Source organism: Salipiger aestuarii (assembly GCF_003259905.1).
GTDB lineage: Bacteria > Pseudomonadota > Alphaproteobacteria > Rhodobacterales > Rhodobacteraceae > Salipiger > Salipiger aestuarii.
Genome location: NZ_QLMG01000023.1, coordinates 1 through 18,219, shown reverse-complemented (window position 1 = coordinate 18,219; position 18,219 = coordinate 1). Strand labels below are relative to the sequence as shown.

Below are 18,219 nucleotides of genomic sequence, written 5' to 3'. Positions count from 1 at the left end.
AAAAAACAACCCGGACAGGCAGCGGCCGGCCCGGAAAAACAGCAGACAGAACAGGGGAAGCGACATGGTGACCGGTGAAAACCTCCGGATTGACGGCGACCGTTTGTGGGACAGCCTGATGGAGATGGCCCGGATCGGCCCCGGCATCGCGGGAGGCAACAATCGCCAGACCCTGACCGACGAAGACGCCGAAGCGCGCGCGTTGTTCAAGACATGGTGCGATGAGGCCGGGCTGAGCATGGGCGTCGATCAGATGGGCACCATGTTCATGACGCGCCCCGGCACCGACCCCGACGCGCTGCCGGTTTATGTGGGCAGCCATCTTGATACCCAGCCCACGGGTGGCAAGTATGACGGCGTGCTGGGCGTGCTGGGCGCGCTGGAGGCGGTGCGGTCGATGAACGATCTGGGCATCAAGACAAAGCACCCGATCGTTGTCACCAACTGGGCCAACGAGGAAGGCGCGCGGTTTGCGCCGGCGATGCTGGCATCCGCCGTGTTTGCCGGGGTTCTGACGCAGGATCACGCCTATTCCCGTACCGATCTGGACGGCAAGACCTATGGCGACGAACTGAAGCGGATCGGCTGGAAGGGCGACGAAGAGGTCGGCACCCGCAAGATGCACGCTTACTATGAACTGCACATCGAACAGGGGCCGATCCTTGAGGCCGAGGGCAAGGACATCGGCGTCGTCACCCATTGCCAGGGGCTGTGGTGGCTGGAATTCACCCTGACGGGGCGCGAGGCGCACACCGGGTCCACCCCGATGGACATGCGGGTGAATGCCGGGCTGGCGATGGCGCGGATTCTGGAAATGGTGCAAGAGGTGGCAATGGCCGCCCAGCCTGGTGCCGTCGGAGGTGTCGGGCAGATGCAGTTTTCGCCCAACTCGCGCAACGTGCTGCCGGGCAAGGTGGTGTTTACCGTCGACATCCGGTCGCCCGATCAGGCCAAGCTGGACGGGATGCGGGCCGAGATCGAAAGCCGCGCCGCCGCGATCTGCGCCGATATCGGGGTTGGATGCGCAATTGATCCGGTCGGGCATTTCGACCCCGTGACCTTTGCGCCCGAGCTTGTCGGCAACGTCCGCAAGGCAGCCGAAGAACTGGGGTATTCACATATGAACCTGATTTCGGGCGCGGGGCATGATGCGTGCTGGGCGGCGCAGGTCGCGCCCGCCACGATGGTCATGTGCCCCTGCGTGAACGGAATTTCGCACAACGAGGCCGAGGAAATTTCCAGGGAATGGGCGCGGGCCGGGGCCGAGGTTCTGTTCCGTGCGGTGCTTGAGACGGCGGAGATCGTGGAATGAAGATTTTTCGAACGGATTCAGATCCTCAACAGATCGCGATTAAGTTTCCATATCGAAATGGTGCCCCCGCTCGGTATCGGGTCTTTCCTGCATACCGGTATGAAGTGGCGGGGCGCGAAAAGAACACGCTGCAGGAAGAGGTAGCCTTCGAAAGACTGGAGGACGCGGCCGATTTCATTGTTCGCCATCCAGGTTCGGCGATTCGGATGATGCCTGGTCGTGCGCTGGTCTCGGTCGGCTTGGTGATTGATATCGATGCTGATGAGCCCGAAGCGGCAGGCGAGCCTATAGATGATGATGCATAGGGAGTGCGAAACAAAATGACCACTGTCATCAAGGGCGGCACGGTCGTCACGGCGGATTACAGCTATGTCGCGGATGTTCTTGTCGAGGGCGGCAAGATCATCGGGATCGGCCCGGATCTGAAGGGGGACGAGGTTCTGGATGCCTCGGGCTGCTACGTCATGCCCGGCGGGATCGACCCACATACGCATCTGGAAATGCCGTTCATGGGCACCTATTCGAGCGATGATTTCGAAAGCGGCACGCGCGCCGCGCTGGCGGGGGGCACCACGATGGTGGTGGATTTCGCGCTGCCCTCGCCCGACCAGGGGCTGCTGGACGCGTTGCAGATGTGGGACAACAAATCGACCCGCGCGCATTGCGACTACAGCTTTCACATGGCGATCACGTCCTGGTCCGAAAAGATCTGGAACGAGATGGAAACCGTCGTCAAAGAGCGCGGCATCACCACCTTCAAGCATTTCATGGCCTATAAGGGCTCGCTGATGGTGAACGACGATGAGCTTTATGCTTCGTTCAGGCGCTGCGCCGAACTGGGCGCGATCCCGCTGGTGCATGCGGAAAACGGCGACGTGGTGGCGGAATTGTCGGCCCGCCTGCTCGCCGAGGGCAACAACGGCCCCGAGGGGCACGCTTATTCGCGTCCCCCGCAGGTCGAGGGTGAGGCGACCAACCGCGCCATCATGATTGCCGACATGGCCGGGGTGCCGCTGTATGTGGTGCATGTCAGCTGTGAGGACAGTCACGAGGCGATCCGCCGGGCCCGGATGATGGGCAAGCGGGTCTGGGGCGAGCCCCTGATCCAGCATCTGACGCTGGACGAGTCCGAATATTTCGACAAGGACTGGGATCATGCGGCGCGCCGCGTGATGTCTCCGCCGTTTCGCAACAAGATGCACCAGGACAGCCTGTGGAACGGGCTTGCGTCGGGGTCGCTGTCCTGTGTGGCGACCGATCACTGTGCCTTTACCACCGACCAGAAGCGCTATGGCGTGGGCGATTTCACCAAGATCCCCAATGGCACTGGCGGGCTGGAAGACCGCATTCCGATGCTGTGGACCTATGGCGTCGGCACGGGGCGGCTGACGAAGGAAGAATTCGTCGCGGTGACCTCGACCAATATCGCCAAGATCCTCAACTGCTACCCGCGCAAGGGCGCGGTTTTGGTCGGGGCGGATGCGGACCTGGTGGTGCTTGACCCCGAAAAGACCAAGACGATCACGGCGGCATCCCAGCAATCGGCGATTGATTACAACGTGTTCGAGGGCAAGGAGGTCAAGGGCCTGCCGCGTTTTGTGCTGACGCGCGGGCGCGTGGCGGTGATGGATGGCGATCTGAAACCCGCCGAGGGCCATGGCCAGTTCGTGAAACGCCCCGCCTCGGGCGCTGTGAACACGGCGCTGTCGTCATGGAAGGCGCTGACCGCGCCGCGCGCCGTTGAGCGTACGGGCATTCCGGCAAGCGGGGTCTGAGGTGTCCATGCGAGCAGCCCGAAGGAGCGGCGGAACGGCAAGCTTGCGGGGCCGGACGCAAACATGATCCCTGAACGCAAGCCGGAGATCGCGCATCGCACCGTGATCGAAGCCAGCAAGCTGAACCTGACGTTCCAGACCGGCGATGGCCCGGTGCATGCGCTGAAAGACGTGGACCTCAAGGTCGAGAAGGGCGATTTCGTGTCGTTCATCGGCCCGTCCGGCTGTGGCAAGACCACGTTTCTGCGCGTCATGGCGGACCTTGAACAGCCGACTTCGGGGGCGATTCTGGTCAACGGAGTCCTGCCCGAGGTGGCGCGCAAGAATCGTGCCTACGGCTATGTGTTTCAGGCCGCCGGGCTGTATCCGTGGCGCACCATCGGCGGCAATATCCGTCTGCCGCTGGAAATCATGGGCTATGATCGGGCCGCGCAGGCCAAGAAGGTGGCTGAGGTGCTCGAACTGGTCGATCTTGCCGGGTTCGAAAAGAAATATCCCTGGCAATTGTCGGGGGGGATGCAGCAGCGCGCGTCGATCGCGCGGGCGCTCGCGTTCGAGGCGCAGATCCTGTTGATGGACGAACCCTTCGGCGCGCTTGATGAAATCGTGCGCGATCACCTCAATGAACAGCTTCTGGCGCTGTGGGCACGCACGCAAAAGACTATCTGTTTCGTCACCCATTCGATCCCCGAAGCGGTGTACCTGTCGACCAGGATCGTGGTGATGTCTCCACGCCCCGGCCGGATCACCGACGTGATCGAAAGCACCCTGCCACGCGAGCGACCGCTGGGCATTCGCGATTCACCCGAGTTTCTGGCCATCGCGCACCGGGTGCGGGACGGGCTGCGGGCGGGTCATGCCTATGATTGAGGTCCGGCGCGCCGCCCCCGGGGATATCCCGGCCTGTGCCTTCGTCATCAACGGCTGGATCGACCGCACCGACTGGTTCCCGCGCCTTTTCACGCCCGAGCAGATCGAAGGCTTCTTCCGCGATGTCTGGGACGCGCGCGAGGTCTGGGTGATCGGCGATCCGGTCGAAGGCTATGTCTCGGTCGATCCTGCCGAGGGCAAGGTTTCGGCGCTGTATACATCGCGGCCGGGGGCGGGGCTGGGCAAGGCGCTGCTGGATGCGGCAAAGCCTGGGCGCGGGACGCTGCATCTTTACACCCATGTGCCGAACGAGGCGGCGCAGCGGTTCTATCGGCGCGAAGGCTTTGTGCAGGTGGGACAGGCGCTGCCCCCCGAGCCCCCCGAAACCGTGCCGGAAATCCGCATGGAGTGGCGCGCATGAAGAACATCCTGCCTGTGCTGACGGTGATCCTTGCGCTGCTGGTGGTCTGGTACGCATCGGCGTTTCAGCTCAACAAGCAATGGGCGCTGGACATGGCGGCGCGGCAGGACCGCACCATGACCACGCCGCAGCTGATCGCCGACACCTGGGCGCAGGACAAGCCCAAGCTGCCCGCGCCGCATCAGATCGTGGTCGAGCTGTGGAACACCGTCGCGCTCAAGAAGGTGACGTCCAAGCGCAGCCTTGTCTATCACGCCTGGGTCACGCTCAGCGCGACGCTGGCGGGGTTCGGACTGGGCACCGTGCTGGGGATCTCGCTGGCGGTCGGGATCGTCTACAGCCGGGTGATGGATCGCAGCGTCATGCCGTGGGTGATCGCCAGCCAGACCATCCCGATCCTTGCCATCGCGCCGATGATTATCGTGGTGCTGAACGCGGTCGGAGTCTCGGGGCTTTTGCCCAAGGCGCTGATTTCAATGTACCTGTCGTTCTTTCCCATCGTGGTGGGCATGGTCAAAGGGCTGCGGTCGCCGTCACGGATGGAACTGGATCAGATGCGCACCTGGAACGCGAGCGGCGCGCAGGAATTTGCAAGGCTGCGCCTGCCCGCGTCGATGCCCTACCTGTTCGCGTCGCTCAAGATCGCCATGGCCGCCAGCCTTGTCGGCGCCATCGTCGGAGAGTTGCCGACAGGCGCGGTTGCCGGCCTTGGGGCGCGCCTGCTGGCGGGCAGCTATTACGGTCAGACCATTCAGATCTGGTCGGCGCTGTTCATGGCGGCAGCCGTGGCAGCGGCGGCGGTCGGGCTGATCGGGCTGATCCAGCGCGCGACCCTGAAACGGATGGGGCTGGACCGATGACGCTGCCACCGATCATCCTGGCCGAGGCGGCGCTGGGGGTTCTGCTGACGGCGCTGGCCGCGCTGACGCTGGGCGGCCAGGGCGCGCTTGTCACCGCGCTGGTCTTTGCGGTGTGGATCGCGGGCACCGCGTGCAACATCTGGCTGGTGGGCCGGGTTGGCGGCGCGGCGGCCGGTATCGCCCCGCTGGTGCTGGGGGGCACGATCCTGGTGATGTGGGAAATCGCCGTGCGCGGTTACGGCGTTTCGGGCGTCATCCTGCCGCCGCCCACCGCCATCGCCGCGAAGATCGCGACCTCGGTGTCGATCCTGTGGGAGGATTTCGTGCAGACCGTCATCAAGGGCGCGTTGTCGGGCTATGCAATCGGCTGTATCGCCGCGCTGGTGACCGCCGTAATCGTGGACCGGTTCGATTTCCTGCGTCGTGGGCTGCTGCCGGTGGGTAATTTCGTCGCCGCGCTGCCGGTGATCGGCATCGCGCCCATCCTTGTGATGTGGTTTGGCTTCGACTGGCAGTCCAAGGCGGCGGTCGTCGTGGTCATGGTGTTCTTTCCGATGCTGGTGAACGCGGTCGAGGGGCTGCGCGCGACCGAGCCGATGCAGCGCGACCTGATGCGGACCTACGCCGCAGGATACTGGTCCGGGCTGGTCAAGCTGCGCCTGCCCGCCGCGCTGCCGTTTATCTTCAACGGGCTCAAGATCGCCAGCACTCTGGCGCTGATCGGGGCCATCGTTGCCGAATTTTTCGGCTCTCCGATCCGGGGCATGGGCTTTCGCATTTCCACCAGCGTGGGGCTGCTTGCGCTGGATCTTGTCTGGGCTGAAATCGTGGTGGCGGCCATTACCGGGTCGGCCTTTTACGGCGCGATCGCACTGATCGAAAAACGCATGACCTTCTGGCATCCGTCGCAACGGGGCCGGGGATAGAACGAATAACAAAACAGGGAGACGACCATGACCACCTTCAAGCTTTCCGCCGTTGCCGCGCTGACACTGGCAGCAGGCACCGCCCAGGCCGCCGACGAGCTGACGCTTCAGCTCAAATGGGTGACGCAGGCGCAGTTCGCGGGCTATTATGTGGCTGCCGAAAAGGGGTTCTATGACGAAGAGGACCTGGACGTGACCATCAAGCCGGGTGGCCCCGATATCGCCCCGGTGCAGGTGCTGCTGGGCGGCGGCGCGGATGTGATGGTCGACTGGCTGCCCTCGGCGCTGGCGGCACGCGAAAACGGTGCGCCCATCGTCAATATCGCGCAGCCGTTCAAATCGTCCGGCCTGATGCTGACCTGTCTCAAGGAAAACGGCGTGGAAACCCCCGCCGATTTCCCCGGCCACACGCTGGGCACCTGGTTCTTTGGCAACGAGCTGCCGCTGTATTCCTGGATGTCGAAACTGGGCTATGCCACCGACGGGTCCGAAGGCGGCGTGACCATCCAGAAGATCAACTTCAACGTCGACCCGCTGCTGCAAAAGCAGGTCGATTGCGCCACCACCATGACCTACAACGAATATTGGCAGGTCATCGACGCGGGGCTGACGCCGGAAGACCTCGTGGTGATGAAATACGAGGACGAGGGGATTTCGACCCTTGAAGACGGGCTTTACACCACCGAAGACAACCTCGACGACCCCGAGATGGTCGACAAGCTGACGCGCTTTGTGCGTGCGTCGATGAAGGGCTGGAAATACGCCGAATCCAACCCCGACGAGGCCGCCGAGATCGTGCTGGAAAATGACGACACCGGGGCGCAGACCGAAAAGCACCAGAAACGCATGATGGGCGAGGTCGCCAAGCTGACCGCAGGGTCAAACGGTGCGCTTGATCCGGCGGATTTCGACCGCACGGTCGATGTGCTGCTGTCCGCCGGCGCCGATCCGGTGATTACCGCGAATCCGGGCGAGGCCGCCTGGACCCACGCCATCACCGACGCGGCGCTGCAATAAGCCCGTGTGATACGAAAGCGGGGTGACCGGCAGGCCACCCCGTATGCGTTCTGAAAGAGGTCTTTGAAATGATGCGAGCCTGCGGCTTCGGGGACGCGGCTGGAAAAATCTCACTGGTTACCTGCGAGACAAGGCGCAGCCTAAAGGCGCGGTATGACAGCGCCATGTCAGCCCGATGAAAGTTGATCGCCCTTGCTTAGTCCGCGATCAGCGCCAGCAGATCCATCGACCGGAACGGGCGCTCCAGAACGGCAAACCCCGCGGCCTGTCCGCGTTCTTCGGCTGCGTTGCCCAAAAGAACGATCCGCGCTCCGGCCCGCGTCAGCGCCTGCCCCAGGGGGGTGTCCCTCACCGCTTCGGGCGCCATCTGCACAATGGCCACGAGCGGCCCGCAATCGGGCGTCAGCTGGGGCGGGGCGCTTTCGGGCGACTCCGCGCACAGGACCCTGGCCTGCGGACACGCGTCCAGCAGGATGCCAGACACATCCTCGGCGACGATCATATCGGTGATCCAGATCAGAAAAGTCGGGTTCAGGGCCGTCGTATCGTGCATTTCTATCTTCTTCGTAGCCATGAGGGTGTATTGGAACGAATCGGACGAAAGGGCATTAAACTATGACATACCGGCCGACTGGATTTTTGATGAAAACCGTTTCTTGCCGCGCCTGCCCGCTGTCCAAGTGCGAAACACTGATGCAGCACACCGAAGAGCACCGCAGGTTTCTGACGAAATTCCGCGCCGGGGAAATGGCGGTCGAGGCGGGCACGCAGATCCTGCTGGAAGGGTCCAGCGCGCCACAATTCTACACGGTGCTTGAGGGTATGGGCCTGCGCGACAAATCGCTGCCGGACGGGCGGCGGCAGGTGATAAACTTTGTCATGCCGGGGGATCTGCTGGGGCTTCAGGCCAGCGTCATGGGGGAAATGAACCATTCGATCGAAGCGGTTACAGCCATGCGGCTCTGCGTCTTTCGACGTGAAGACATCTGGTCGCTATACCGGACGCAGCCCGAACTGGGTTACGATCTGACCTGGATCGCCGCTGCCGAAGAACATTTTCTGGGCGAAACCATCACCACCATCGGCCAGCGCACCGGCACGGAGCGTGTGGCCTGGGCCTTGCTGCGGCTGTACCAGCGGCTTCGGGGGCTGGGAATCGGCAGCGACGCGCGGGTGCCGCTGCCGTTCCGCCAGCAGGACCTTGCGGATGCGCTGGGGCTGTCGCTTGTCCACACCAACAAGACGCTGGCAAAGCTGCGCGCAAAAGGTGTTGCGGATTGGGCCAACCGCGAGCTGAGCGTGCCCGATCCAGAAGCCCTTGCGCAGCTTGCCGTGGCCGAGCTGGAGTCGGTGCAGAAACGCCCCTACCTGTGAGGGCTCAGCGGCGCAGCGTATCGCCGTAGGCGATCTTGGGCGTCATCTCGATGATCTTGTCGAAGGCCGCGTTGGGGTCGTTGACCCGCGCGGCGATGATTTCGGCCGCCTTCACGCCGATCTCGGTGCGGCAGGCATCCATCGTCGCCAGCTTCTTGGGCAGTCCCTGAAGCAGTTCGACCCCGTTGAAGCCCGCAAGCCCGATATCGCCGGGAATGTTGCGTCCCTGTTCCAGCAGGTACAGCAAACCACCCGCGCCGATCATGTCGTTGGAATAGTAGATGAAATCCAGTTCGGGTTCCTGCCGCAGCAGCGCCGCGGTCATCTCGCGTCCCTTGGCCAGTGCCGATCCGCCGGAATAGAATTCCTGTGCCGCGATCTCGACCCCGCCCTTGGCGAGCGCCTCGGTAAAACCTTCGAAGCGTTTGCGCGCGCGATAGTCCAGCGGCATCTTGGTGCCGAGAAAGCCGATCTTCTGATACCCGGCCCGCAGAATGGCGTTCGCCATCTCGCGGCCCGCACGGCGATGGGAAATGCCCACGGCGGTGTCGATGGGGGTGCCGTCGGTATCCATGATCTCGATCACCGGGATGCCCGACGCCTTGAGCATGGCCTTGGACGCCTCGCTGTGTTCGATCCCGGCGATGATGATGCCAGAAGGACGCCACGACAGCATTTCGTACAGGACACGCTCTTCCTTTTCGGGGATGTAATCGGTCACACCGACCACGGGCTGAAGCTCGGTATCCTCAAGCACGGACGAGATCCCGGCCATGACCTCGGGAAAGACCATGTTGCGCATCGAAGGAATGATGACGGCAACGAGGTTCACGCGCTGGCTGGCCAACGCTCCTGCAATCTTGTTCGGCACGTATCCTAGCTCCTTTGCGGCCTGAAGAACCTTGGCACGAGTGGCTTCGGACACGTCCCCGCGATTGCGCAGGACCCGGCTGACCGTCATTTCCGAAACACCGGAGGCCTCGGACACATCTCTCAGGGTCAACGGACGTGTTGCGTCGTCTGCCACGGTGCGGGCCTCCTCGGATCTTGCAATTGCTTGTGATGTTAGTCTTTCTCTCGCGCGGCACAAGGCGGCAATGCAGGATGCTTCTATTTCGCGCATCGCGGCGGCCCCCGGTCCTGCGCGCTTTCATATGCGCCAGGCTTCGCGGATCTTGAAACCGGATACCGTTCGCTCAAGGCGTTATCGCAAAGCGCGACCGGCGCCAGATCCCGTTGTCAGGGCGCGGGCCGCGTCTTCGATGGCCGGGCGCCGGTGCATGACCGGCTGGCCGATGATCCCCGTGTCACCGGGCGCCAGGGTGCGGCGGATCCGCTGGCGGCTGAAGGCCAAGACGTTGCGCTGGCACGGGATGAGGCCGCCGAGATGGGGTTCGATGCATCCGGAAAACATGTCTCGGCGTCGCCCGGCCAGGTAGGCGACACTGATCAGGATCGGTCTGTCGGCGTCCGTCTAGATCGCGATGACGATCTGGGACACCAGCTCGGCGGTATTGTGCACGCCGAACTTCTTCATCAGCCGGGCGCGGTGCGTCTCGACCGTCCGGTGCGAGATGCCAAGCCTCTCGCCGATCTGTTTCGACGTCAGGCCCTGGCCGATCAGCGGCGCGATTTCGCGTTCGCGCGGCGTCAGGTTCACCGATTGGTACGTCTTCTTTTCGATCCGGTCAAAGCTCCAGATCATCAGCGCGAAAGGGTCTTCGGGCGACAGGGTGATGCCGCGTGCCCGCGCCCAGAAGACCTGTCCGTCACGGGTCTGCATGAAGCGCTTGTCTTCATAGTAATTGTTTTCGCCCCTTCGAAGACCGGCTTCGCAGACCTCTCCGATGCGCTCGAAATCGGCGGTCGACGGGTAGAGCCGTTGAACTGACCGCCCCACCAGATCGTCCCGTCTGAACCCGAACAGACGCTCGATTGCCTTGTTGCTTTCGATGACGCGCCGGTAGCGAAGCACCATCTGGGCAACGGGCGATTCGCAAAAGCCAAGCAGCCCAGCCTTTTCGGGGGTGGATGTATTGATCACGGCGGCCTCCACTACGCGGTATCCTACGTAGTCTTACGCATCTTTCTACGTAGTTCTACGACTATTCCGTCTGTCGTACGCATGTCATGTTGTGCGCCAGATTGGGGGGAAACATGACTGATACAATTTCCATCGTCGGCGCTGGCCATACGAAATTCGGGCGTCTGACCGAGAACCTCGAGGAGATGATCGTCGCGGTTACGCGCGAGGCCGTCGAGGATGCGGGTGTCGACCCCGGCCAGATCGACGCGGTTTTTCTCGGCCATTTCAATTCGGGCCTGGTCAGTGACGGTTTTGCGTCTTCGCTGATCCATCAGGCCTATCCCGAGCTGCGATTCAAACCTGCCATGCGGGCCGAGAACGCCTGCGCATCGGGATCTGCGGCGATCCATGCGGGCATGAACGCGATCCAGGCGGGCAAGGCGAGGATCGTGCTTGTCGTCGGCGCCGAGAAGATGACCCATCGCGCCACCGAAGACGTGACCCTCGCGCTGGCCGGGGCGGGATACCAGAACGACGAAAACGAGAAAAAGCTGAGCTTTCCACAGGTCTTCGGCGTCGCCGCCAGGGAATATACCGACCGATATGGCAGCCCGCTGGACGCGATGGCCCATATCTCGGTCAAGAACCACGCGAACGCGATGCGCAATCCGCTGGCCCATATGCAAAAGGAGTTCACCTTCGAGCAGGCAAGCCAGGTCACCAACAAGAACCCTGAGATTGCGCCGCCACTGCGCCTGACGGATTGCTCGCTGGTTACGGATGGCGCCGCCGCGATCGTGATGACGACCGAAGACAACGCTGCGAGTTTCGACCGCGCGGTGCGTTTCCGCTCGGCGGCACATGTCAGCGATCTCATCCCGATGTCGCGCCGGGACTTTCTGGAATTCGAGGGCCCCGCGCGCGCTTTCGGCATGGCCTTGGACGAGGCGGGCGTCACGCTGGACGATATCGACTTTGCCGAGGTGCACGATTGCTTCACCATCGCCGAACTGCTGACCTATGAGGCGATGGGCTTGGCGCCGAAAGGTCAGGGTGCCAAGGCGCTGGAAGAGGGGCATGTTTACCGGGGCGGCAAGCTGCCGGTGAACCTCTCGGGCGGCCTCAAGGCCAAGGGCCATCCCGTCGGCGCCACAGGCGTTTCGATGCATGCGCTGTCATACCGGCAACTGACGGGGCAGGCGGGCGACATGCAAACGCCCGGCGCCCGTCTGGGGATGGTGTTCAACATGGGCGGATCGGCCGTGGCCAACTACGTTTCGATCCTCGAAACGCAAAAAGCCTGACGCCCATGAACCTCGCGACCTGGCTTCATCAAACCGGCCTCGTGCGCCCGAGCGCACCGGCCATCCGCTTTGGCGAGACGCTTTGCGCCGATTACCGTCAGTTTGCCTTTCGCAGCTGGGCTGTCGGGCAGCATTTGAAGGACCGATACGGTATTCGCCGCGGAGATCGCGTTGCGCTCTTTGCCAAGAACTGCGTCGAATACCTCGAGATGCTCTACGGTGTTCTCTGGATCGGCGCCATCATCGTGCCGATCAACAACAAGCTGCATCCGCGAGAGGCCGCCTGGATTATCGAGAATTCCGACGCCAAGCTCGTTATCACCGAGACGGGCGAGATCTATACCAGCCCGACGGACCTTGATACGCAGTGCCTCGAAGTCGGTATCCGCGCGGCGGAATTCCAGACGTTTGCGAAGGCGGCCCCGGTCGCCGATTACGCAGCGCCCACCGAGATGGCAGATGATGATGTCGCGTGGCTGTTCTACACCTCTGGCACGACGGGCCGTCCCAAGGGCGTTATGGCGACGCACAAGAATCTGCGGATGATGGCGACCAGCTATGCGCTGGATGTCGACACGGTCTCGTCGGCGGATCATTCGCTTTATGCCGCGCCGATGTCGCATGGGGCGGGGCTTTACAATTTTCAGTTCGTGCGAGCGGGGGCCTGCCATGTCATCCCCGAGTCCAAGGGGTTTGACGCCGCCGAAATTCAGCATCTTGCCGACAGGCTGGGCAACCTTGTCTTTTTCGCGGCCCCGACGATGATCATGCGGCTGGTGAAATACGCCGAGCAGACCGGCGATCGCGGCGACGGCATCCGGACCATCGTCTATGGCGGCGGCCCGATGTACGCGGCGGATATCAACAAGGCGCTGGCGACGTTCGGGCCCAAGTTTGCCCATATCTACGGCCAGGGCGAAAGCCCAATGACGATCACCGCGATGAGGCGGGATCTGGTGGCCGATACGCGGCATCCCAATGCCGAGCGGCGCCGTGCCTCGACCGGAATCGCGCAATCCTGCGTCGAGGTGCGCGTGGTCGACGAATTCCTGACCGACAAACCCGTGGGCGAGGTTGGCGAGGTGATCGTGCGTGGCGATACCGTGATGAAGGGTTACTGGAAAAACGCCAAGGCGACCTCGGAGACCATCGTGGATGGCTGGCTGCGGACCGGCGATCTGGGCGCCATGGACGCCGACGGCTTTCTGACGCTGACGGACCGGTCCAAGGACGTCATCATCTCGGGCGGCACCAACATCTATCCGCGCGAGGTCGAGGAAGCGATCCTGACCAACGACAAGGTGTTCGAAGTTTCGGTGATCGGATGCCCGCATCCGGAATGGGGCGAGGAGGTCGTGGCCTTCGTCGTGTTCAACGAAGGCCAGGAATGCGGGACCAATGAACTTGATGATTGGTGCAAATCGCAAATCGCATCGTTCAAAAAGCCGAAGCGCTATGTTTTCGTTCCTGAATTGCCAAAAAACAGCTACGGCAAGGTTCTAAAAACCAGCCTTCGCGAACGCCTCGCAGTCTCTGAGGAGGGGCTGTGACGCTACCACTGTAAATTCATGCAAATCGGGAGGATCACATGAAGCGTAGAAATTTCCTGCAAACGGGTGCAGCGGCTGCTGGCGGCGCATTCATCATGGGGGCACCGTCGATCGCATCGGCGGCTACATCCCTGAAGTTCGACAGCTATGTCTCGGATTCCGCGGGCCCATCCTGGATCGACCGCTGGTATCTGGACGAACTGGAGAAGCGCACCAATGGCGAGGTCGAGATTCGCCGGTACTGGTCCGGCTCGCTCAACAAGGTCGGCGAGCATCTGGCCGCCGCGCGCGATGGCACATCCGAGATCACGCTGATCGCACCGGGCTATTACCAGGCCGAGCTGCCGGTGACACGCGGTCTGGAGTGGTATTTCCGGATGAACCGCGCCGACGCCCTGCAGCGTGTCTGCCGCGAGGTCTATGACAATTTCGAGCCTCTGCGCGCCGAGTGGGAGCAGCGCCACCGCTCGAAGGTACTCTATTGGACCAACTGGAACTATGCGCCCCTCGTGCTGCGCGAACCGATCAACAGCCTTGAGGATCTCAAGGGCAAGCGGATCCGTGGCTATGGTGTGGCCACCGACGTCATCGAAGCGCTTGGCGGTACCGCGATCCCCATGGCGGCCCCCGAGGTCTATCCCGCGCTGGAGCGCGGCATCCTCGATGGTGTCTACGGCTTCGATTTTGTTACCGCCGTGGCCTATAAGCTGCATGAGATCGCGCCGCATTTCTACGATATCGGCGATGGCCCGCACGCGCCCTCGGCGGTCATCATGAACAAGCAGGTTCATGACAATCTGCCCGAAGATGTCCGCAAGGTCTCGGACGAGCTGATTTCCGAAATCTACGGCGGCCAGTTTTCGTCGATCTACGAAGACGTGCTGTCGCGCTATGTGGATACGGCCACCGCCGAAGGGGTCCGGTTCGCGACCATCTCGGACGAGGAAAAGCAGCGCGCCAGGGATCTCGTCCAGCCTGCCCAGATCGACAAGTGGAAAAAAGAGGTCGCTCCGCAGGCGGGTGTCGACGGCGACGCCATGCAGTCGATGATCGACGATGCGATCGCAAAATTCGATCCCGAAGGCACTCTGCCCCGGCCCTACGAGATCAGCAAGCGGTCCTGATTCGCACCGGGCTCGTCGCGACCGTTCTGACAGGAGATTCTCATGAACGTGATCCAGGCAACCCTCAGAATTGTCTCCAACCTGTTCGGGGTGGTCGCGATGCTGTTCCTGGCCTTTCTGATGTTCGGCATCACCGCCGATGTCATCATGCGCGGGCTGACCGGAGACCCCCTTTCGGGGGTCTTCGAGATGTCCGAGCTGAGCCTCGTGATGGTCGTCTTCATGGGGGCGATGTGGGCGCAGCGCGACCGCGCGCATATCAGGGTCAACATTCTGTCCCAGCGGCTGTCCGGGCGCGCGCACCGGGCCATCATGGCGTTCGGATGGGGTTGTGGCGCGCTTGCCCTGCTGATGCTGGCCTGGCCCGCGACGCAGGAGGCCGTCTATTCCGTGTCCATCCGGGAATTCCGCTGGGGGTATACCCAGATCCCGATCTGGTGGACCAAGGTCGGGCTTGCGCTTGGCCTGTGGTTCGCCGCGATCCAGATGATCTGCCACGCCACGTTTGCCCTCGTCCAGGACGAGAGCGATGATCACCAACCCATCGCCGAGGCATGATCGGCCAGCGTTCCGTCTGAGAGGTTTCCAATGGACCCGTCCCTTGCACCGTATATTGCGGTGGCATTGATTTTCATCCTGATGGCGGCCGGTGTTCCGGTCTTTGCCGCGCTTGCGCTGTCGGGCGCCGCGGGCATCATCATGGTCGAGGATTTCGCGTTCCTGCTGACCCGGCTCAAGTCGCTGCCCTATTCGGTCACGGCGGTCTACACTTTGGTGATCATACCGCTTTTCATCCTGATGGGATCCTTTGCGCATCACGCCGAGGTCGGCAAAAAGCTGTTCAACGTGGCCAGCAAATGGACCGGGCATCTTCCCGGCGGGCTTGCCATGTCGTCGATCCTGACCAGCGCGGGCTTTGCCGCCACTTCGGGCTCGTCTGTGGCGACGGCCGCGACGGTCGGCAGTGTCGCGCTGCCCGAGATGAAGAAAGCGGGCTACGATCCCGCGCTTTCTGCCGGGGCGGTCGCGGCGGGCGGTGTCCTGGGCGTGCTCATTCCGCCCAGCGTCCTGCTGATCTTTTACGCGGCGCTGACCGAGACATCGGCGGGCAAGATGCTGATCGCCGGGTTCGTTCCGGGCCTGCTGACGACGATCGTCTTCATGTTCGGAATTTATTTCATTGCCAAGCGGGGCGCCTCGAAGGGGGCCGTGACACCGCGCGCGGGCTGGGGAGAGGCCGCCATCGGCACCGCGCAGGCCTGGCAGGTCCTGGTGCTTTTCATCGTCGTGATGGGCGGGATTTACCTTGGTCTGATGACGCCTACCGAGGCCGGCGCGCTGGGCGCGTTTGCCGCGTTTCTCATGCTGCTTGCGCATCGCGGGGCGTGGAAGGCGGGGATGCTGGGCAAGATCACCGAGAGCTTCCGGTCGTCCATCGACACGACGGTGATGATCCTGTTCACCATCATTGGCGCGGGGGTCTTTTCCTACTTCCTGACGCTGGTGCAGGTACCCAACCAGCTGGCGCAGGCGGTGGTGGATTCGGGCCTGCCGCCCTATCTCGTCATCGGTTGCCTGCTTCTGGTCTTCGTTCCCCTGGGCATGTTTCTGGACGCGTTCTCGATGATGGTGATTGCGATCCCCATCATGTTCCCGACCGTGCGGTCTCTGGGCTTCGACCCGATCTGGTTCGGCATCCTGACGGTCAAGATGTGCGAGATCGGCCTGATCACACCGCCTGTCGGCCTGAACTGTTATGTGATCGCCGGCATCGACCGCGAAACACCGCTTCCGACCGTGTTCCGGGGGGCGCTGTGGTTCGTGGCGATGGAATTCGTGACCATTCTCATCCTCTTCAGCTTTCCCGGCATCATCACCTGGCTTCCCAATCTGATGGATGCGAACTGAGTCCGGCAAACCGCCATGGGTGCGCAGATGACCCAGACCAGCGGCGCGTTGGCGGGCCGCGAAAACAGGAGGAGCGTGATGCTTACATTCGACGATGGAACAGCAGTCGTGACGGGCGGAGGGTCCGGCATCGGGCGGGCTACCGCTGTGCTGCTGGGCAGGGCGGGCGTTCCCGTCGTGGTCGCCGATATCGACGAGGACGGTATGTCCGAGACCGTTTCCCGCATCAGATCTGCCGGGGGCGATGCGTTGGGCGTTACACTGGACGTGAGCGATCAGTCATCGGTTAACGCGGCGTTTGACAAGGCCGAGGCATGGAAGGGGGCGGTCACTGTCCTGGTCAACAGCGCGGGCATCCTGCGGGTCGAACCCTTTGACACCGTATCCCGCGAGGACTTCGAGCGCGTGATGACGGTCAATGTCACCGGCAGTTTTCAATGCGCCCAGCGGGCCACGAAGGGTATGAAAGCCAAGGGGTTTGGCCGCATCGTCAACCTGTCCTCGGTTTCGGGCTACCGCGCGGGCGTGGGCCGGACGGCCTATGGCACGTCCAAGGCCGCCGTCGCGCAACTGACGCGGCAACTGGCGCTGGAGCTGGGGCGATATGGCATCACCGCGAACGCGGTTGCGCCGGGCACCACCATGACCAGCATGACTGCCAAAGCCTATACCGATGAGAACAAGGCGAACTTTCTCAAGATGATCCCCTCGGGGTTCATCGCCGAGCCCGAGGACATCGCGCCCTCGATCGTGTTCCTGGCGTCCCTGCAAGCCCGTTATGTGAATGGGCACACGATGCCGGTGGATGGCGGCTATCTGGCCTCCGGCATGATGCAGACCGCGGGCTTGGAACTGTAAGACGCGGGCCGCGCCCCATTAAATAAGCCGGTCCGCCGTCACTCGGCGGGTCGGTGGAAAATCGTCGCTGCGCCGCGCGCGGTCGGTGCCGGCAGATCCTTCGTTCGATGTTTGCAACCACCCGTCATCGAAGCACAGCATGCCCTGGCTCATCGGCTCATCGGCTGATCCGCATGGGCTCAGAGCATGCCGTCTGAATCACGGCCGGACAAGGCGCATCGCGGTCAAACTTGACCAGGGTTCGCTCGTCTCCGGTGGTTAAACACCCGGTTCCGATGCCATCTGGAGACCTCTGCGCTCCAGATTGATTCTCCGGTCTTCATCCCCTGCATTGAAATACCATCCGCAGCGATATACCCGTGCGCCGCGCGGATCATACCGCTCCATATCGACGGTGTCACCAGCGGCCAGGACTGCCATCGTCTGCAGCCAGAGCGCGATTGCTGCCGACACATGCCCGCCGCGGTGCCGGTGTTGACGTTATAAAAGGGGCGTCGCCGCGAAGAGGTAGGGGCGTCCGCCGGTGCCACGCAGCGGTTGGTCACGGCATCCAGGACTTGCCCGGCAGAGGCACTCGCCTGCCCTCCCCGCAGCGTTGGCCAGGACAAGGAGGGTCTGGCAAGTGTGGACGAGCGAGGCTTTGACAGGCAGCACCGGCATCAGGGCGCCCGGCGATGGCGAATGGATGGGGGTCAGGACAATCGCTACTGGCGCAAGCGCCCTCCGGCCACGGGCCCGGCGAGCTTCGGCATCCGCGCCGTAACACTTCCCCCGGTGCGGCGGGACCTGCTTGGCCGGCTCCCGAACAACGAAGAGACCGGCAGCGGGACCCTGGGGTGGGGCGCATGACGCGCGCCGTTGCGCCCTCGCCATCCTTGACCGTGGCGTCGTCCC

The 18,219-nt window shown here is 62.9% G+C and carries 18 protein-coding genes; 15 read left to right on the top strand and 3 right to left on the bottom strand.

Translation table 11 applies throughout. The features are described from left to right. Positions 1 to 64 precede the first annotated feature (64 nt). From ATI53_RS12805 to ATI53_RS12770, 8 genes are all read left to right on the top strand, one after another. Positions 65 to 1,312, top strand: a complete 1,248-nt coding sequence (locus tag ATI53_RS12805) for a Zn-dependent hydrolase (protein ID WP_009505940.1) — start codon at positions 65 to 67, stop codon at positions 1,310 to 1,312. After that, on the top strand, positions 1,309 to 1,617 hold the full coding sequence (locus ATI53_RS12800) for a hypothetical protein (RefSeq protein WP_034453163.1): 309 nt from the start codon (positions 1,309 to 1,311) through the stop codon (positions 1,615 to 1,617). Before ATI53_RS12805 ends, ATI53_RS12800 begins: the two co-directional genes overlap by 4 nt. A gap of 15 nt (positions 1,618 to 1,632) precedes the next feature. Further along, on the top strand, positions 1,633 to 3,087 hold the full coding sequence (hydA, locus tag ATI53_RS12795) for a dihydropyrimidinase (RefSeq protein WP_009505942.1): 1,455 nt from the start codon (positions 1,633 to 1,635) through the stop codon (positions 3,085 to 3,087). A gap of 63 nt (positions 3,088 to 3,150) precedes the next feature. Beyond that, the gene (locus ATI53_RS12790) at positions 3,151 to 3,957 is read left to right on the top strand and encodes an ABC transporter ATP-binding protein (RefSeq protein ID WP_009505943.1); all 807 of its coding nucleotides are present in this window, start codon (positions 3,151 to 3,153) and stop codon (positions 3,955 to 3,957) included. After that, on the top strand, positions 3,944 to 4,378 hold the full coding sequence (locus ATI53_RS12785) for a GNAT family N-acetyltransferase (RefSeq protein ID WP_240778571.1): 435 nt from the start codon (positions 3,944 to 3,946) through the stop codon (positions 4,376 to 4,378). Before ATI53_RS12790 ends, ATI53_RS12785 begins: the two co-directional genes overlap by 14 nt. Next, complete coding sequence (locus ATI53_RS12780; RefSeq protein ID WP_009505945.1) at positions 4,375 to 5,238, top strand: ABC transporter permease; 864 nt, start codon at positions 4,375 to 4,377, stop codon at positions 5,236 to 5,238. Before ATI53_RS12785 ends, ATI53_RS12780 begins: the two co-directional genes overlap by 4 nt. Next, the gene (locus ATI53_RS12775) at positions 5,235 to 6,164 is read left to right on the top strand and encodes an ABC transporter permease (protein WP_009505946.1); all 930 of its coding nucleotides are present in this window, start codon (positions 5,235 to 5,237) and stop codon (positions 6,162 to 6,164) included. The genes ATI53_RS12780 and ATI53_RS12775 overlap by 4 nt, the downstream gene beginning before the upstream one ends. A gap of 27 nt (positions 6,165 to 6,191) precedes the next feature. Next, the gene (locus ATI53_RS12770; protein ID WP_111550569.1) at positions 6,192 to 7,181 is read left to right on the top strand and encodes an ABC transporter substrate-binding protein; all 990 of its coding nucleotides are present in this window, start codon (positions 6,192 to 6,194) and stop codon (positions 7,179 to 7,181) included. Positions 7,182 to 7,377: 196 nt separating this feature from the next. Here the strand turns inward: ATI53_RS12770 and ATI53_RS12765 are convergent, their stop codons facing one another. Beyond that, on the bottom strand, positions 7,378 to 7,734 hold the full coding sequence (locus ATI53_RS12765) for a hypothetical protein (protein ID WP_009505948.1): 357 nt from the start codon (positions 7,732 to 7,734) through the stop codon (positions 7,378 to 7,380). An 89-nt stretch (positions 7,735 to 7,823) separates the two neighbouring features. Between ATI53_RS12765 and ATI53_RS12760 the strand changes: the two genes are divergently transcribed. Further along, positions 7,824 to 8,555, top strand: coding sequence for a Crp/Fnr family transcriptional regulator (locus tag ATI53_RS12760; protein ID WP_034453180.1), 732 nt, complete (start codon positions 7,824 to 7,826; stop codon positions 8,553 to 8,555). Between the two features lie 4 nt (positions 8,556 to 8,559). Here ATI53_RS12760 and ATI53_RS12755 read toward each other — a convergent pair whose 3' ends face one another. Beyond that, the gene (locus tag ATI53_RS12755) at positions 8,560 to 9,582 is read right to left on the bottom strand and encodes a LacI family DNA-binding transcriptional regulator (RefSeq protein WP_034453164.1); all 1,023 of its coding nucleotides are present in this window, start codon (positions 9,580 to 9,582) and stop codon (positions 8,560 to 8,562) included. Positions 9,583 to 10,029: 447 nt separating this feature from the next. Next, positions 10,030 to 10,599 (bottom strand): PAS and helix-turn-helix domain-containing protein, encoded by a 570-nt coding sequence (locus ATI53_RS12745; protein WP_051989516.1) that lies wholly within the window; start codon positions 10,597 to 10,599, stop codon positions 10,030 to 10,032. 113 nt (positions 10,600 to 10,712) lie between these two features. On the opposite strand from ATI53_RS12745, the gene ATI53_RS12740 reads away from it, so the two are divergent. The 6 genes from ATI53_RS12740 to ATI53_RS12715 all read left to right on the top strand — a co-directional run bounded on the left by ATI53_RS12740 (position 10,713) and on the right by ATI53_RS12715 (position 17,325). Continuing rightward, positions 10,713 to 11,885, top strand: coding sequence for an acetyl-CoA acetyltransferase (locus ATI53_RS12740; protein ID WP_009505953.1), 1,173 nt, complete (start codon positions 10,713 to 10,715; stop codon positions 11,883 to 11,885). Positions 11,886 to 11,890: 5 nt separating this feature from the next. Then, complete coding sequence (locus ATI53_RS12735) at positions 11,891 to 13,435, top strand: class I adenylate-forming enzyme family protein (protein WP_009505954.1); 1,545 nt, start codon at positions 11,891 to 11,893, stop codon at positions 13,433 to 13,435. 38 nt (positions 13,436 to 13,473) lie between these two features. Further along, a complete protein-coding gene (locus tag ATI53_RS12730) occupies positions 13,474 to 14,559 on the top strand; it encodes a C4-dicarboxylate TRAP transporter substrate-binding protein (protein WP_009505955.1) in 1,086 nt (361 codons plus the stop codon). Between the two features lie 42 nt (positions 14,560 to 14,601). Further along, positions 14,602 to 15,117: a TRAP transporter small permease gene (locus ATI53_RS12725; RefSeq protein ID WP_009505956.1), complete on the top strand. Its 516-nt coding sequence runs from the start codon at positions 14,602 to 14,604 to the stop codon at positions 15,115 to 15,117. Between the two features lie 30 nt (positions 15,118 to 15,147). Beyond that, complete coding sequence (locus ATI53_RS12720; RefSeq protein ID WP_009505957.1) at positions 15,148 to 16,467, top strand: TRAP transporter large permease; 1,320 nt, start codon at positions 15,148 to 15,150, stop codon at positions 16,465 to 16,467. A 78-nt stretch (positions 16,468 to 16,545) separates the two neighbouring features. Further along, positions 16,546 to 17,325, top strand: a complete 780-nt coding sequence (locus ATI53_RS12715; RefSeq protein WP_034453165.1) for an SDR family NAD(P)-dependent oxidoreductase — start codon at positions 16,546 to 16,548, stop codon at positions 17,323 to 17,325. Positions 17,326 to 18,219: the final 894 nt, after the last annotated feature.

Coding starts and splice junctions, on each gene's coding strand:
- ATI53_RS12805 (WP_009505940.1), top strand. CDS start 65: ATGGTGACCGGTGAAAACCTCCGGATTGACGGCGACCGTTTGTGGGAC.
- ATI53_RS12770 (WP_111550569.1), top strand. CDS start 6,192: ATGACCACCTTCAAGCTTTCCGCCGTTGCCGCGCTGACACTGGCAGCA.
- ATI53_RS12725 (WP_009505956.1), top strand. CDS start 14,602: ATGAACGTGATCCAGGCAACCCTCAGAATTGTCTCCAACCTGTTCGGG.
- ATI53_RS12735 (WP_009505954.1), top strand. CDS start 11,891: ATGAACCTCGCGACCTGGCTTCATCAAACCGGCCTCGTGCGCCCGAGC.
- ATI53_RS12775 (WP_009505946.1), top strand. CDS start 5,235: ATGACGCTGCCACCGATCATCCTGGCCGAGGCGGCGCTGGGGGTTCTG.
- ATI53_RS12740 (WP_009505953.1), top strand. CDS start 10,713: ATGACTGATACAATTTCCATCGTCGGCGCTGGCCATACGAAATTCGGG.
- ATI53_RS12715 (WP_034453165.1), top strand. CDS start 16,546: ATGCTTACATTCGACGATGGAACAGCAGTCGTGACGGGCGGAGGGTCC.
- ATI53_RS12790 (WP_009505943.1), top strand. CDS start 3,151: ATGATCCCTGAACGCAAGCCGGAGATCGCGCATCGCACCGTGATCGAA.
- ATI53_RS12780 (WP_009505945.1), top strand. CDS start 4,375: ATGAAGAACATCCTGCCTGTGCTGACGGTGATCCTTGCGCTGCTGGTG.
- ATI53_RS12785 (WP_240778571.1), top strand. CDS start 3,944: ATGCCTATGATTGAGGTCCGGCGCGCCGCCCCCGGGGATATCCCGGCC.
- ATI53_RS12760 (WP_034453180.1), top strand. CDS start 7,824: ATGAAAACCGTTTCTTGCCGCGCCTGCCCGCTGTCCAAGTGCGAAACA.
- ATI53_RS12800 (WP_034453163.1), top strand. CDS start 1,309: ATGAAGATTTTTCGAACGGATTCAGATCCTCAACAGATCGCGATTAAG.
- hydA (WP_009505942.1), top strand. CDS start 1,633: ATGACCACTGTCATCAAGGGCGGCACGGTCGTCACGGCGGATTACAGC.
- ATI53_RS12720 (WP_009505957.1), top strand. CDS start 15,148: ATGGACCCGTCCCTTGCACCGTATATTGCGGTGGCATTGATTTTCATC.
- ATI53_RS12730 (WP_009505955.1), top strand. CDS start 13,474: ATGAAGCGTAGAAATTTCCTGCAAACGGGTGCAGCGGCTGCTGGCGGC.
- ATI53_RS12765 (WP_009505948.1), bottom strand. CDS start 7,734: ATGCACGATACGACGGCCCTGAACCCGACTTTTCTGATCTGGATCACC.